Source organism: Paraburkholderia phenoliruptrix, from assembly GCF_019511605.1.
In the GTDB taxonomy this organism is placed as follows: Bacteria; Pseudomonadota; Gammaproteobacteria; order Burkholderiales; family Burkholderiaceae; genus Paraburkholderia; species Paraburkholderia phenoliruptrix_A.
This window is the reverse complement of record NZ_JAEUAV010000001.1, coordinates 269,507-284,050: the sequence shown is the minus strand read 5'-3', so window position 1 is coordinate 284,050 and position 14,544 is coordinate 269,507. Positions and strand designations below refer to the sequence as shown.

The window sequence follows — 14,544 nt, the reverse complement described above, 5'->3', positions numbered from 1 at the left end:
GCCGGCAACTTCTGATCTGCGAAGTCGATCGCGTCGGCCCTGCAAACGCCCTGCGTTTGCAGGGCTTTTCTGTTTGCGCGGAGCAATGGTGCTTTATCAGTGAGATAGATGCAGCGACGCACATTTGATCTATTTGACCAATCTTTCAGCGTTCTCTACCTTGGAGTCCACAGCCCAAGCCACGGCTAGGAACTCAATCACTCGATTCCTCATGACTACAGCGACGATCGAACGCATCGAAACCTCTCTTGTCGATCTACCCACCATTCGCCCTCACAAGCTCTCTGTCGCCACCATGAATGGGCAGACCCTCATGCTGGTGAAGGTGTTTTGCAGCGATGGGGTGTTCGGCATAGGCGAAGGCACGACCATCGCAGGCATGGCGTATGGCCCCGAAAGCCCCGAGTCGATGAAACTCGCGATCGACGCGTATCTTGGGCCGGCCGCGCTCGGCAGGGACGCAACGCGCGTTCAGGAGTTGATGGCGCATCTCGGCAAGCTGGTCAAGGTGAATCACTTTGCAAAGAGCGCGCTTGAAACGGCCTTGCTCGATGCACACGGCAAGCGCCTCGGCGTTCCGCTGAGTGAGTTGCTTGGCGGGATCAGGCGCGAGCGTTTGCCGGTTGCGTGGACACTCGCGTCGGGCGATACCGCGAAGGACATCGCAGAAGCGGAGCGCATGCTGGACATGCGCCGGCACAAGGTATTCAAGCTGAAGATCGGTGCGAGGGAACCCCGGGTCGATATCGCGCACGTTGCACAGATCAAGCGTGAGCTTGGCGATCGGGGCGCGGTGCGCGTCGACGTGAACATGGCGTGGAGCGAAACGCAGGCAGCGTGGGCCATTGCCGCGCTCGCCGATGCAGGTTGCGAACTGGTCGAGCAACCCGTGGCGTCTGCCGCGGCGCTTGCCCGCCTGACACGGCGTTTTCCAATCGCCTTGATGGCCGATGAAATCCTGCAAGGCCCAGAAAGCGCATTCGAAATCGCGAAAAGCAATGGCGCCGATGTCTTCGCGATCAAGATCGAACAGAGCGGCGGCCTGTTCGCGGCTCAGCGCGTGGCGGCGATTGCAGACGCGGCGGGTATCGAACTGTACGGCGGCACGATGCTCGAAGGCGCGGTCAGCACCGTTGCATCGGCACATCTTTTTGCCAGCTTTGCGAATCTGCAATGGGGAACCGAGCTATTCGGGCCTTTGCTGATCACAGAACAGATCCTGACGCGACCGCTCGACTACAGCGAGTTCGAATTGACGGTACCCAAGGGCCCGGGTCTCGGCATAGAACTCGACGAAGAAATGGTCAAACGCTTTACGCGCGATGGCCTGAAGAAAGTCACCCGTTAAAAACAATCAGGAGGCCGACGATGCTTTTTCACGTCCGAATGGATGTCAACCTCCCGCCCGATATGCCGGCTCATATCGCCGACGAAATCAGATCGCGGGAGAAAGCCTATGCGCAGGAGCTTCAGAAGAGCGGCAAGTGGCGTCATATCTGGCGCGTCGCGGGCGAATACGCTAACTACAGCATCTTCGACGTCGAGAGCAATGCGCAACTGCACGACATTCTCGTTGGGTTGCCTCTCTTTGCGTACATGAAGATTTCGGTGACGCCGTTGTGCCGCCACGCGTCGTCCATTCGCGATGGCGACATGTGAATGCGAGCCTTGAATAACCCCCAATACAGACGGAGACAGAAACCATGAGCGTCAAAGTGTTTGCAACCCAGGAAGTGCAGGACTTGCTCAAGGCCGCCTCGAACATTGGCAGCGACAGCGGCAATGCGCGAGCAAAAGAGATTACGCAGCGCTTGCTGAGCGATTTGTTCAAGGCCATTGAAGATCTCGACATGACGCCCGATGAGATCTGGGCCGGTGTCAATTACTTCAACAAGCTCGGTCAGGACGGGGAGGCTGCTTTACTCGCCGCTGGGCTTGGACTTGAAAAGTACCTGGACATCCGCATGGATGCCGCGGACAGGCAGGCTGAAATAGAGGGCGGCACGCCGCGAACCATTGAGGGGCCTCTGTATGTGGAAGGCGCACCGGTGCGCGATCGCATGTCGAAAATCGACCTTGACGCCGACGCAGACGCCGGCCCGCTCGTGATTCGCGGCACGGTGAGGGGACCGGACGGCAAGCCGGTTGCGGGCGCGGTTGTCGAATGCTGGCATGCCAATTCGAAGGGCTTTTACTCGCACTTCGATCCTACCGGCGCACAAAGCGAGTTCAACCTGCGCGGCGCGGTTCGCACGGGCGAAGACGGAACGTATGAGTTCCGCACGCTCATGCCGGTGGGCTACGGGTGCCCGCCGCACGGCGCGACACAACAGTTGCTCAACATGCTGGCCCGGCATGGCAACCGCCCGGCGCATGTGCATTTCTTCGCGACCGCCAACGGTCTGCGCAAGCTGACCACGCAGATCAACATAGAAGGCGATCCGCTGATCTGGGATGACTTTGCGTACGCCACGCGCGAAGATCTCATACCGCACGTGGTCGAGAAGACAGGCGGTGCGGCGCTCGGGCTGAAGGCGGATGCGTATAAGGAAATCGAGTTCGATATTGCACTGACGGGGTTCGTCAAGGGCAGGGACAATCAGGTCGTCAATCGTCTGCGCGCGTCGGTTGCGGTTTGAGGTGGGAGGCGGCGGCGTGCGAATGCTGCCGCTTCATTGATGGAGTTCAGCACTGCTTGCGCGTGGCAAATTTCCCGACTGCAGCAGCCACGGGGCGTCGACGATGCCTGCGCGTGCGACGCACCCCGTGCTGCGCTGGCAGGCCGAGCACTAACGAGCGGCGCGCTAGAACTGATACAAGACCGAAGCCAAGCCATTCAGATCGAGACGCCGCTCTGTGATCGGACTACCGGCAGCGGACTTCTGCAAACGCCCGATCACAGCGGCAACGTTCGCCGACCAGTGTGAATCGAATTTATAGAGCGCGTTCACGTTGAAGTGCACGTCGCGTAAGCCTGAATGCGTCGCGTACCGGGGCAGGCCCGACGCTGCGCTTTCCTGAGCGTTCACGCCGAAAAACGTCTGCGTGTACGTCGCGTTCGCCCACGTCACGCCAGGTCCTGCGGACAGCAGTAATTTGCCGAGCGGCGCGGAGACGAACAGGTCCGCCATCGCGGTCAGGCCTTGCCCGGTTCCGGCGATGTCCCGGTACACCGCGGCCGAGCCAGTGAAGGCCCACCAGGTGTAGTCGGCGAAAAGCCGCAGCTTCGGTCCGTAGTGCACATCGGGCAAGCCTTTGAGCCGCGCATCGTCCGAACTGCTTCGCGACTGAAAATCGAAACTCAGCGACGCCCCGGCATGGTAGTTCTCGCCCGCGAGCACATTGACGCCCAGCACGTCCGGACCTTGGGAGAAGAACCGGTCCTTCCACGAAATGTCCTGAACGGGAAACGGCAGCACCTGAATCTGCGAAGAGCCCGGATATTTCGGAAACACATACAAGCCTGGCCCAACCGATATTTTCCAGTCGCTTGCTGCTTGCGGTTCGTCGGCGAGGGCCGCGCCGGCAACAGCTACCAGCGCGAAGCCGCACACTGCGGCGAGCATTGGCGTGCGCTTCATGCTTTTCTCGCCACAGTCGCCAGTTGCCGCAGGCGGCGCGCAAGCGCTCGAGAAACCACCGGCGCCGGGTTATGGCTGGACACCGTCGCGGCCACGCTTTCGCGCAGAAAGAGCGCACATTCGCGCGCCACGACTTCGCGCTCGTTGTCGGAAGTGATCATGTGATAAGAGTCGTCAAGCCAGATGGTTCGCAAGAACGAAGCGCCGATGTTGGTCCCCACGAAGCGCGCGTTATGCGGGCTCGAGGTCTCGTCGTCGATAGCGTGAATAATCAGGCAATCGGTTCCGATGCCCTTGAGCTTCTTCTTTACCGATGCCGCGAGGCGGCCGGCTTCGTGCAGCGCCGGCATGCCGATGAATGCAGGGCCGACTTCGCTGATGTCGTTCTTCTGCATGGCTCGCGCGATCTTCGAGCGCAACGCTTCGTTGCGCAACCCGTAGGGTTCCTGTTCACGATAGCGATAACGTGAGCGAAGCGGCGTGTAGTACGCGTAGTCCAGCAAGAAGCGATACCACGGAAGCGACCAGCCGTCGTAGTTCAGCGTGATGGATAGCAGCAGCAGCGCGCGGGCGGCGGGCCGCTCGTGCGCGACGGCAGCCGCGAGCGTCGCGCCCATCGACAGGCCGCATATCGAGACGTGCTGATACTGCGCGGCGAGTTTGTCGAACTCCGCGATGGCCGCGTCGATCCATTGCTCCATCGGCAGGTGTCCCGTGCCAGCGCTGTAGCCGGGCAATTCCGGCGTATGGGTGGCAAAGCCTTCGTCGGCAAGCAGTCGTGCGAGAAAGCGCAGCTCGAGCGGCGAGCTCGAGAGGCCGTGCAACAACAGCACGACGTGATCGCTGCCGTCAGTGCTTGAAAATGGTGTGGCGTTCATGTCAGTCATCTGCGCGCAAAACCAGAAATTCACCGGACGACGTGGTGAAGCGGTCGCACGCGCACTCAACCGGCCGCCAGTCGTCGCGGGCAGCGGAGAGAAAACGCATGCGGTGACGCCCCGGCGTCAGATGGACGCTCACGTGCGCGAGGTCCTCCTCGTGCACTTGCGTATGCTTCGCGCAATAGGCAATGCCCGCGTGCAACGATGCGTCGCCCACGAGAGCATCGGGTGTTGCGGCGGCGGCCGCGGCCACGAAGCTGCCTGGGGGCAAGCTGTTGGCCGGATCGAGCGCCTTGATGAGGATCAGCGAGCGGTTGTACTGAGCGATATGACGCAGCATGCGATGCATTTCATCGGTAGCGCGGCGGGCAATCAGCCGCTCGTTGTCATGGCGCAGCAGCATCTCGTAGCGCGACTGCGCAACGGCCGCGAGCAGTTCGGCGCGATACTGCGCGCGTCGCAAACGTTCAACGAGGCTAATGACGAAAATCGTGATCAGAGGGTACGAGATCAGCAGATGCAGATCCGACGCGTCAATCACGTCGATGTGACCATAAGGCGGCACGAAAAGATAATCGGCGAGGCAAAGCCCGAGCAGCATCACGCATAACGCGGGCGCGAGGCCGCAGTAGTACTCGACGAGCACGGCGGCGATAAGAAAAGCACTGCCGGGCATGAACGGCCCGAGCAGCGGATGCAAGATCACCCGGATGATTGCGGCGGCAACGAGTGCCGCTACCGCGGCGATCCACCTGTTGCGGCCACGTGGCGCCCACCGTTTTGAATTTTTGACTTCCATGCACTCGATACAAACATAAAAACCTTTCTTTTTGTTAACGGCGATATAGAAGAAAGGTTTAGCAGCTAACTCCTTCGATGTACCAAGCTTTGAGCGGGACGACCGAACGCGCCGCCAAAGTTTAATACAAGGTCGATGGCCGCGCGAGTTCATGGACTGGGGCGTACAGCCGCGCCGGTCGTCGCCTCCGCGGAATGCAGGAAATCGATAAAGGAGCGCTCATCGACTACGCGATCCAATGACTCGCGTAAGCCGTTCAGATTCTTTTCTATTGGGTTACCGCTCGTCTTTCACCGCCGAAAGCAATTAATTCACTGCGACTGTCGGCGAGGAAGGCGAGGCGGTGGAATAGCCGTTCCTGACTGGATTGAAGCACTTCCACCGCTATGCGCTCGCCCGCAGCCGCCTTTGAACGGCGGCGGACGAGACTGCATCAAGCACCCGATGTCACAGTGGGACTCGCCGGCTGCGCCGTGGCCCAGCGGAGCTTTCGTTCCATGACGCGCAGATTGATGTGATCCGACGCGAGGCGTCCCAGCGTAGTCAGTGCGTCGCGCTGCGAATCCAGCAGCCGGCGCGGCGTGCGGTCGATCACGCAGAGTGAGCCCAGCCGGTAGCCCTGAACGTCGCAAATGTTGACCCCGGCATAGAAGCGGATGTGAGGATCGCCCGTCACCAGAGGGTTGCTGGCAAATCGCAGGTCGATGGTTGCGTCCTCAACGACGAAAACGCCATCCTGCAGGATCGTGAAGTTGCAGAACGCCCATGACCGCGGCGTTTCTGCGGCCTCAAGCCCCCAATGGGATTTGAACCATTGCCTGTCAGGCGTGAGAAGCGTCAGCAGAGCAATTGGTGCCTCGAGAATGGTGGCGGCAAGGCGTGTGATTTCATCGAACGATTCTTCGGCAGGGCTATCCACGAGGCCGGAAGCCGCGACGGCGATCAGCCTTTGCGCTTCGTTACCTGCGGGGTCACCGCTCAACGGTTCAAGCGCAGGCCGCGTCAACGGCCCACCGTCGCCAAGCAGCCGACGGACCGTCGACTGGAGCGGGCCCGCCGATCTCGTGGAAGCCACAACATGCACGCGCCGGCCGGCGTTCGGCAATGCCGACAGGTCGGTGCCACCCACATCGCCCGCTATGACCACATTGGTGTGGCCGAGGGCGGGGTGCGCAAGAATCGCCTCGACGAGACGCATGCAAGCGGAGCGGTCGGCGTCGAAGTCGAGCACGATCACCGATGGCAGAAGATGGCCCGCACTCAGCAAGGTCTGATCGACTTCGGAGCTTGCGTGCACGGCGCACTCGGGCATGGCGCTGAACATCTCTACAAAGCGCTGAGCCTTGTGACGGGGCGCATGCACGAGCACCCGCGCAGGCCCATGAATTCTTTCCGCGGCAAGCCTCGCCTTGAGTTCCATCACAGCGCTGCGGCGGACACGACGGTGACCACCGGGCGTTTTCCAGGAGTCGAGCGTATTCGTCTCGATCCAGGTCTGTGCGGTGCGGGTCGACACCCCGAGAAGTTCCGCCGCTTCCCGGGTCGTGATGATGGGGTCTTCCATGTGATTCCTGTTGTATTGCTCGCAGCATACTCGATCTAGGGGTATACGGCATTAGGGAATACAAAAATGGAAAATTCGGAAATTTACTTTAGGATAGATCCCGCAACAGCCCTCGACCTGACCCGCCACCCCGACGGGAAAGGATTTATGAAACCGGCCTCCGGCCGGTTTTTTTTCGCCTGAATGCGCGAAACAGGAGAGGTTTCATGGAAAACCGGATTGATCGGGGCGCCGACGGCCGCAGCCTTCTCGCAGTTTGGTAGTAACTGCCTAATTCGGAAAAATCGGCAAAATAAAGTTTAAGAATCGCTTACAGCTGCCGTTAATGCTGTCAGAGCTCCGCGCAGCGCGCGCCGGGGCGGGGCCACCAAGGACGCGAAAAACGGAGGAGCAAACTCATGAGTCACGCCTGGCAGGGGACACTGACCGAGGCCGCCACGACGTTCGTTGCACGCCAACCCATCGTCGACAGGGGCGGGCGCATGGTCGCCTATGAACTGCTCTTCAGGGACGGCGACACTGCGGCGGCCAACATAGCCGATGGCTTTGGCTGCACCGCGCATGTCGTCGAGCGCACAGTTGGCGCGTTGGGGCTGGACACCGTTTTGACCGGCCTCGATGGGTATCTGAATTGCACCGTGCACTTCCTGCACTCAGGGGTGCCCCAGATCCTGACTGGTGGGCGATTCGTGCTCGAAGTTCTCGAATCATGCGAGCTGGACGGGGCGCTGAGAAAGCGCTGCAACGCATTGCGCGCGGCAGGTTTGCGCGTCGCGCTCGATGATGTGGTGGCGCTGAGTCCAGAGATCGAAGCCTTTCTGCCGGCAGTCGACATCGTCAAGCTCGAATGGCCGGCCCTGGATGCAACCACTGCGCGAGCGATGGTCGAGCAACTCAAGCGCGCGGGGAAAATTGTGGTGGCCGAGAAGGTGGACGACCGTGAGCAATGGCAGAACGCGATTAACTGGGGTTGCGACATGGTGCAGGGGTTTTACTTCAGCCGGCCGCAGATCATGGAGGCGCGGCGTCTGGTGCCCGACCTCGGGCAACTGCTGGAACTGCTGAACCTGTTGATCAACGATGCTTGTGATCATCGCATCATCCGCGCGTTGTCGGACATGCCGGTGCTCGTCACGCAGGTGCTGAGACTCGCCAACTGTTCGGGTAACGCAAATCCCAAGCGGACTGCGATTGCGTCGCTACATCAGGCGCTCGCGACGATCGGGACGACGCGGCTGTTCCAGTGGTGCAGTCTGTTGCTCTACAACCATTCGGACCCCGACGCGGTCTGTCGCGATCCGCTGCTCGCGCTCGCGAGGCAACGCGCGTCGTTCATGCTGCAGGCTGCTCTGGCGGAGAACCCTCGCGAAACGGCCTTTGCACAGACCGCTTACCTGACAGGCATGCTCTCGCTGCTGCATGTCATCTACGGGCGAAACGAGGATGAGTTCGTGGAGACGCTTCCGCTCGATCCTGGCATGAAGGCCGCCCTCGTCGGTCGCTACGGCAGGCTCGGGGAGCTGCTGACGTGCGCCGAAATCTTCGAGGGCACGCGGCGCTTGTCAGAAACAGATCACGCTCGCCACGATGCGCAAACGCACGCCCGTTCTGCCGAGCCGGCCGGTACCGGGCAGGAGAATGGCGCGCTGGACGAGGCTTTGCCTGTTTGTTGAGTCGGGCAGGCGGGCCCGCAGACAGTACACCGTACACCCAATAAACGACCGCAACAGCAACCTTGAGATGCTTTTCTAGTCCCGGACCATTCCGGCTGGCAGAGCGAAACCGTTAAGCAGAATTTGAAACTGGAGGTACAAATGAAATACTTAGGTAACCTACGAATTGGCACCCGCCTGCGAATCGGCTTCGGCATCACACTGCTACTGCTGATGATGACGGGCGGACTGGCGATGTTGCAGGCGTCGAGAATCTATGCAGGAACCGAGGAGATCGCCGACAACTGGCTTGCCAGCGTTCAGACGTTGGGCGAGATCAGGGCGCTCGCTAACGGCGTGCGCCGCGCGAGCCTGCGATCCGTGATGGAGAGCGAGGCTACGGCGAAGCAGAGCCAGCGCGCGCAGCACGACGCCGCGCTGTCATCCTTCAAGACCGCTATGGCAAGCTATGAGAAGCTCGTGTCATCGCCCGAGGAGCGGCAGATTTTCGACAATTTGACTAAAGCCTGGGCCGCATTCGAGACTTCCGACACGAAGCTGCTCCAGCTATCGGAATCAGGCGATACTGGATTTGCCGCTGCCAGATCGCTTGCGACAGGCGAGTCCGCAACGCTGTTCACACAGGCGCTGCAGCTCGTCGAGCAGGACGTGAAACTGAATCGCGCGGGCGCGGCCGCCGCCAGGACCGATGCAGCCGGCAATTATCACGCGACGCTCGTGCTGACCGGTGTGCTCTGCGGCGCGGCGCTGCTGCTGTCTGTCGTCGTGGCATGGCTGATTACCCGTTCCATCGTCACTCCGCTCGAGCGGGCAGTCGGCATTGCCGAGACGGTCGCGCGCGGCGACCTCACGTCCGAAATCGAAGTGTCCGGTCGTGACGAGACGAGCCAGCTTCTGCTCGCGCTGCGCAACATGAACGCACGGCTGCTGGATGTGGTGAGCCGCGTGCGCTCGAGCAGCGAAAGCATCGCCACCGGTTCCGCACAGATCGCCGCGGGCAACACTGACCTGAGCCAGCGTACCGAGGAGCAGGCGGCATCGCTCGAGGAAACGGCGGCCAGCATGGAGCAGTTGACGGCGACGGTCAAACAGAACACGGACAACGCCCGCCAGGGCAACACGCTCGCCAGCAATGCATCAGAGGTGGCAGCCAGAGGTGGGCAGGTTGTTGCCGAGGTGGTCGACACCATGCACGACATCTCCGACAGCTCGGCAAAGGTGGCAGAGATCATTGCCGTCATCGAGGGCATTGCCTTCCAGACGAACATACTCGCGCTGAATGCTGCTGTCGAGGCTGCGCGGGCGGGCGAAGAAGGCCGCGGCTTTGCCGTAGTGGCGAGTGAAGTGCGTGGGCTGGCGCAGCGCAGCGCTTCTGCTGCGCGCGAGATCAAGGAGCTGATCAACCAGTCGGTGGCCAAAGTGGAGGCGGGCACGTTGCTCGTCGACAATGCGGGCGCCACCATGAAGGAAGTGGTCGACTCGGTCAAGCGTGTCACGGACCTCATGGGCGAAATTGCTTCGGCCTCGGTCGAGCAACATACCGGCATCGAACAGGTCAATCAGGCCGTCATGCAGATGGACGAGGTCACACAACAGAATGCGGCGCTCGTGGAGGAGGCTTCGGCGGCGGCACAGTCGATGGCATCGCAGTCGAGCACGCTTCGCGAACTGGTCTCGGTTTTCCGGCTGCCCGACTCTTTCTCCGTGTCGGCGAGTGTCTCGGAGCGTGCCACCGTCGCGCCTACGGTTGCAAAGCAGAAGAACCGTATGCCGCGGAAAGCGCCTGTGGCAGCAGATAGCAACGCAGGCAATGGGGACTGGCAGAACTTCTAGCTGGCGGCTTGAGAAGCTCCGGCGGTGAGGCCCGCGGCCTTGGGCGGCGGTCGCCTGCGGAGCCTTGCATGCCGGAGGCACCATACACGAGCGGACAGACATCCACATGCTCAATCAATCCAATCCGACGGCGTGCCGTGATCGCACTTCATGGAAAGCGGCACAGCTCGCCGAACTGCACAGCCTCGTCGACGCAATCTGCAGCGTGATTGCCATGATCGAGATGAAGCAGAACGAGATCGACGCGCTGCGCAAGGTCGTCAGCGAATCGGCGCGCGTGGCGAGTCGAACACAGCCCCACTTCATGGAGCTCTCTGAGGCTATTGAAACCGTTTTCGCGGCAACATCGCCGTACCACCTGCGCACGGCCGGACGCGTCGCGCTCAAGCTGAAGCAAATGCTTGCGCAAGCCATCGCATCGCTGAGCGAGCTACCGGAGTCAGTGACTGACGGGCAGACGCCACCCCGGATCCTCGCGGAGACGACCGAGGAAGCGCTTGTTCACGTGCGTGAAACGACAGGCGTCCTGTTGCGTGTGATGGCTCATGCCGACGAGGAAGTGCAGACTCTTCAGGCCGCATTCCTTGCGATATCGGTGGCGCAGCCGCGCACTGGTTTGTGACGTGTGCCCGAATATGCAGATCGACTCGCGAACTTCGCTCAGCTTCACTCTCTCCCATTTCAGCGGCGAGATGCCGCGTCTGCCCGCCAGGGGCAGATATGGGCCGGCGCACGACCTGGGCGCGATGTTGAGGGTCTGCCCACCCTTCAGGCACCACCCGGACCGACCGTAAACAAAAGAAAAGATGGTCTAACACGGTCTGGGAGCCGCAATGAAAAAATGAAAGTGTCTACCCGCCTGATAAGTGGGTTCGGGTTGTTGACAGCGCTATTGTTTGCAGTAGCAGCGGTGGCGTTTTACGGGTTGTCGCAGTTGAACGGACAGCTGGACGCGATTGCACGCGTGAATAACAGCGAAGCACGGCTGGCTAACCAGCTGCGCTCATCGATACAGGATCGCGCGATTGCGGTGCGCAATCTGGCGTTGCTTACCGACGCTCAGGATATGGCGAAGGAAGCTGAGCGCATCAGCAAGCAGGAGCAGGTCTATGCCGACGCATACCAGAAGCTCTCGCGGATGTTCGCGGACGAACCGGGCACCACTGAGCGCGAGAGGATACTCATCGCGCAGATCAGACAGGATGAAGTCGCAGCGACGGCGCCATTGCAGAAAGCGGCCAAGCTGAGCCTGTCCAATGACATGGCGGGTGCCACCAAGGAGCTACTGGAGAATGCCAGACCACCGCAGCGGGTATGGCTTGCGCATGCGGTCGAGCTGGCGGATTTCAAGGATCAGCTTAACGTAGAGGCTCAGCAGGAAGCAGTTGCCACTTACTCGAGAGTTCGGATACTGATCTCGGTCATCGTTGCGTGCTCCCTGTTTCTGGGGGCCGCGACAGCGATCCTCATTACTCGCAGATTCTGCAACAGCTTGGCGGTGAACCCGCGCTCGCCCAGTCCGTGGCGTCGGAGATCGCCAATGGCAACCTGATGGTGGAGCTGCACTTGACTCCCGGTAATTCGGGAAGCCTGATGGCCTCATTGGGAGGCGATGCGCGCAAGACTCACGTCTATCGTGCACGGGATTAAAACGTCGGCCGAGTCCATATCGGTTGCCGCAAAGGAGGTCGCGCAGGCAATGTCGACCTCTCGCAACGCACCGAGGAGCAGGCCGCATCGCTCGAAGAGACCGCTGCCAGCATGGAAGAGCTGACCTCGGCGGTGAAGCAGAACACCGACAACGCCCGTCAGGGAAGCACCCTCGCGGTAGCGGCTTCGCAGACCGCTCTGTCCGGCGGTGAAGTCGTCAGGAAGGTGGTCGGCACCATGGAGGACATAACATCGAGCTCCCAGAAGGTTGCCGAGATCATTTCAGTTATCGAGGGCATCGCCTTCCAGACAAATATTCTGGCGCTCAACGCGGCGGTCGAGGCAGCGCGGCGAGTGGGCAACGTTCTGAGGCAGATGCAGGCGGCAGTCCATCAATGGGTAAACAATCGGTAAGCGACGGCGGTAGCGACTGGCGGTAGTAATTAAGCGCACGGGCTTTGCGCGACCGGTGAGCGATGCCGGATCTGCAGGCCGGATCCGGTCTCGCAGCATACGGCTCGCCGGAAGCGGCCAGTAAAGTTTGGCCATCCCGGAGGCGGCGATCAGAAGCTGCGAGCTGCGATGCAGCGAAGTGCATGGCCCCAATCGCATGTGTGCGCGGCCGGGCGGTCTAAAAAGCGTCAGCACGGGCTTCGACGATTGCTATCAAGAAAGCCTGTACCAGGCCGTAAAGCATCGGAGATGGTCAAATCCCGGAAGCAAAAATGAAAATTTCGATTCGCTTACGCCTCGCTGTTGCAATGGGCCTGTTGTCTGCACTGTTGTTGTTGATCGGTGGGGTCGGCCTTGCCGGCATGACCGACAGCAACGCGGCCAATCGCGACACCTATAGCGTCAAGCTGCCGGGTGCGACGTCGATCGGCGACGCGGAAATCAGCCTTATGCGCGAGCGGGCAGCATTGTTCCGGGCCGCGCTCAATCCGCAGGACCCCGGCTTAGGCGGCATCATCACCCATTCCAGAGATTATCGAACTGAGGCTGCTGCATGGCTCGACCGGTATAAGGCGCTGCCTCATTCGCCGGCTGAAGAACAACTGGCGCAAGACCTCTATCAACGCCGGGACGCAATGACGAAGGGTCTCGACGACTTCGCGGACGCGCTGCGCACCGGTGACAGCGCCACGGTGACGAAGGCCGCGCTTCGAAACAACGAGTTGTACGCCGCCTATCACGACAGCAGCGCCAAGCTGCGTAAGTTCCAGTACGCGGCGGCGCACGACAGCTTCGCCGCCCAGCAGCGCTCCTTCGGCGTGTTTCGCGCAATTTGCATTGCGGCGATCACGGCCGGTTTGTTGACGGCGCTGATCGCCTACTTCAACCTCCGCCGCGCGATCGGCGGGCCGTTGCACACCGCCCTTGCGCACTTCGAACGCATGGCGGAGGGCGACCTCACGCACCCGGTCAACGCAGTCTCCCGCGACGAGATGGGGCAGTTGCTCGACGGCATCGGGACGATGCAGACGAAGCTGTTGAAGACGGTACAAACGGTGCTTCGCGGCAGTGAATCGATCGCAACGGCGACGCGCGAGGTGGCAGCGGGCAACACGGATCTGTCGTCGCGCACGGAAGAGCAGGCCGCCGCGTTACAGCAAACGGCCGCGAGCATGGAAGAGCTCACTGCCACAGTGAAGCAGAACGCCGAAAGCGCACAGCAGGCGAGCGAACTCGCGTTCACCGCCCATCAGATATCGGGCCAGGGGGACGAACTGATGCGCGACGTCATCGGCACGATGACGGAAATCGGCGACAGCTCTGGCAAGATCGCCGAAATCACCGGAATTATTGAAAGCATCGCGTTCCAGACCAATATCCTTGCGCTCAATGCTGCGGTCGAAGCCGCGCGCGCCGGGGAGAACGGGCGCGGCTTTGCGGTGGTCGCTTCCGAAGTGCGTTCTCTCGCGCAGCGTTCCAGCTCGGCGGCGCGGGAAATCAAGGAGCTGATCGCCACATCCACTGACCGCGTGCGTGTGGGCGCCGAGCTCGTCACCAAGGCTGGCGAGACGATTGAAAGCATCACGCAGTCGGTGAGCCGGGTGCATGACATCGTCGGGGAAATCGCGGCGGCGTCAAGCGAGCAGAGCCGTGGCATCGAGCAGGTCAACCAGGCCATCTCCCAGATGGATGAAGTGACGCAGCAGAACGCGGCGCTCGTCGAACAGGCTGCTGCTGCCGCTGCGTCGCTGCAGGATCAGGCGGATGGTCTGCGTGCTGCCGTGACGCAGTTCAAAGTGCAGCATGACCCGACGCGCGAGACGCGCGCCCCCTCGGCAACCCGGGCACTTGCCGCGGTCGTGCCGGCGCCCGTGTCAGCCGCGAAGGTGAGCCACCAGAACCTGCGTAGAGCCGACGCACGCCCGGTGCCAAAGCGCGCGGCCGTCGCTCAGGGAGTGACGAGCGTCGCGGATGCGCCGTTGCCGGCGCACGCTTTCGTTCGGCAACCCGTCGGTGCGTCGGACGGAGATTGGGCGACTTTCTGATTTGGTCGGTCCGGGATGCGCTTCGCGCATGGCACGGCTCTGTTCGCGGGCCGACGCTACGTCGC

The 14,544-nt window shown here is 61.4% G+C and carries 11 protein-coding genes and 1 pseudogene; 8 read left to right on the top strand and 4 right to left on the bottom strand.

Annotated features, from left to right (window positions below; genetic code table 11):
* Positions 1–211 precede the first annotated feature (211 nt).
* From JNB89_RS01190 to catA, 3 genes are read left to right on the top strand one after another with little or no spacing between them, the layout of a single operon-like run.
* Positions 212–1,348, top strand: coding sequence for a muconate/chloromuconate family cycloisomerase (locus JNB89_RS01190; protein WP_220360938.1), 1,137 nt, complete (start codon positions 212–214; stop codon positions 1,346–1,348).
* 20 nt (positions 1,349–1,368) lie between these two features.
* On the top strand, positions 1,369–1,659 hold the full coding sequence (gene catC, locus JNB89_RS01185; RefSeq protein ID WP_220360937.1) for a muconolactone Delta-isomerase: 291 nt from the start codon (positions 1,369–1,371) through the stop codon (positions 1,657–1,659).
* Between the two features lie 44 nt (positions 1,660–1,703).
* Complete coding sequence (gene catA, locus JNB89_RS01180) at positions 1,704–2,639, top strand: catechol 1,2-dioxygenase (protein ID WP_220360936.1); 936 nt, start codon at positions 1,704–1,706, stop codon at positions 2,637–2,639.
* Between the two features lie 165 nt (positions 2,640–2,804).
* On the opposite strand, the gene JNB89_RS01175 is transcribed toward catA, so the two are convergent.
* The 4 genes from JNB89_RS01175 to JNB89_RS01160 form a co-directional block, all read right to left on the bottom strand.
* Positions 2,805–3,581, bottom strand: coding sequence for a MipA/OmpV family protein (locus tag JNB89_RS01175; protein WP_220360935.1), 777 nt, complete (start codon positions 3,579–3,581; stop codon positions 2,805–2,807).
* Positions 3,578–4,459 carry an alpha/beta hydrolase gene (locus JNB89_RS01170; protein WP_085955131.1) on the bottom strand — a complete coding sequence of 294 codons (882 nt, stop codon included), beginning with the start codon at positions 4,457–4,459 and terminating at the stop codon, positions 3,578–3,580. Before JNB89_RS01170 ends, JNB89_RS01175 begins: the two co-directional genes overlap by 4 nt.
* Position 4,460: 1 nt before the next feature.
* The gene (locus JNB89_RS01165) at positions 4,461–5,261 is read right to left on the bottom strand and encodes a DUF4118 domain-containing protein (protein WP_220361256.1); all 801 of its coding nucleotides are present in this window, start codon (positions 5,259–5,261) and stop codon (positions 4,461–4,463) included.
* 433 nt (positions 5,262–5,694) lie between these two features.
* Positions 5,695–6,825: an excisionase family DNA-binding protein gene (locus JNB89_RS01160; protein WP_220360934.1), complete on the bottom strand. Its 1,131-nt coding sequence runs from the start codon at positions 6,823–6,825 to the stop codon at positions 5,695–5,697.
* A 398-nt stretch (positions 6,826–7,223) separates the two neighbouring features.
* Here JNB89_RS01160 and JNB89_RS01155 point away from each other — a divergent pair, with 398 nt between their 5' ends.
* The 5 genes and pseudogenes from JNB89_RS01155 (at position 7,224) to JNB89_RS31310 (ending at position 14,479) form a co-directional block, all read left to right on the top strand.
* Positions 7,224–8,498 (top strand): EAL and HDOD domain-containing protein, encoded by a 1,275-nt coding sequence (locus tag JNB89_RS01155; RefSeq protein WP_220360933.1) that lies wholly within the window; start codon positions 7,224–7,226, stop codon positions 8,496–8,498.
* A 141-nt stretch (positions 8,499–8,639) separates the two neighbouring features.
* The gene (locus JNB89_RS01150) at positions 8,640–10,331 is read left to right on the top strand and encodes a methyl-accepting chemotaxis protein (protein WP_220360932.1); all 1,692 of its coding nucleotides are present in this window, start codon (positions 8,640–8,642) and stop codon (positions 10,329–10,331) included.
* Between the two features lie 64 nt (positions 10,332–10,395).
* Positions 10,396–10,953, top strand: a complete 558-nt coding sequence (locus JNB89_RS01145) for a hypothetical protein (RefSeq protein ID WP_220360931.1) — start codon at positions 10,396–10,398, stop codon at positions 10,951–10,953.
* Between the two features lie 219 nt (positions 10,954–11,172).
* Positions 11,173–12,332, top strand: a pseudogene (locus JNB89_RS01140) (methyl-accepting chemotaxis protein); the annotation flags it as partial.
* Between the two features lie 374 nt (positions 12,333–12,706).
* Positions 12,707–14,479 (top strand): methyl-accepting chemotaxis protein, encoded by a 1,773-nt coding sequence (locus JNB89_RS31310; RefSeq protein WP_220360930.1) that lies wholly within the window; start codon positions 12,707–12,709, stop codon positions 14,477–14,479.
* Positions 14,480–14,544: the final 65 nt, after the last annotated feature.

Excerpts from the sequence above, each read along its gene's own strand:
- JNB89_RS01170 (WP_085955131.1), bottom strand. The coding sequence starts at position 4,459 with ATGAACGCCACACCATTTTCAAGCACTGACGGCAGCGATCACGTCGTG.
- JNB89_RS01190 (WP_220360938.1), top strand. The coding sequence starts at position 212 with ATGACTACAGCGACGATCGAACGCATCGAAACCTCTCTTGTCGATCTA.
- JNB89_RS01160 (WP_220360934.1), bottom strand. The coding sequence starts at position 6,825 with ATGGAAGACCCCATCATCACGACCCGGGAAGCGGCGGAACTTCTCGGG.
- catA (WP_220360936.1), top strand. The coding sequence starts at position 1,704 with ATGAGCGTCAAAGTGTTTGCAACCCAGGAAGTGCAGGACTTGCTCAAG.
- catC (WP_220360937.1), top strand. The coding sequence starts at position 1,369 with ATGCTTTTTCACGTCCGAATGGATGTCAACCTCCCGCCCGATATGCCG.
- JNB89_RS01175 (WP_220360935.1), bottom strand. The coding sequence starts at position 3,581 with ATGAAGCGCACGCCAATGCTCGCCGCAGTGTGCGGCTTCGCGCTGGTA.
- JNB89_RS01155 (WP_220360933.1), top strand. The coding sequence starts at position 7,224 with ATGAGTCACGCCTGGCAGGGGACACTGACCGAGGCCGCCACGACGTTC.
- JNB89_RS01150 (WP_220360932.1), top strand. The coding sequence starts at position 8,640 with ATGAAATACTTAGGTAACCTACGAATTGGCACCCGCCTGCGAATCGGC.
- JNB89_RS01165 (WP_220361256.1), bottom strand. The coding sequence starts at position 5,261 with ATGGAAGTCAAAAATTCAAAACGGTGGGCGCCACGTGGCCGCAACAGG.
- JNB89_RS31310 (WP_220360930.1), top strand. The coding sequence starts at position 12,707 with ATGAAAATTTCGATTCGCTTACGCCTCGCTGTTGCAATGGGCCTGTTG.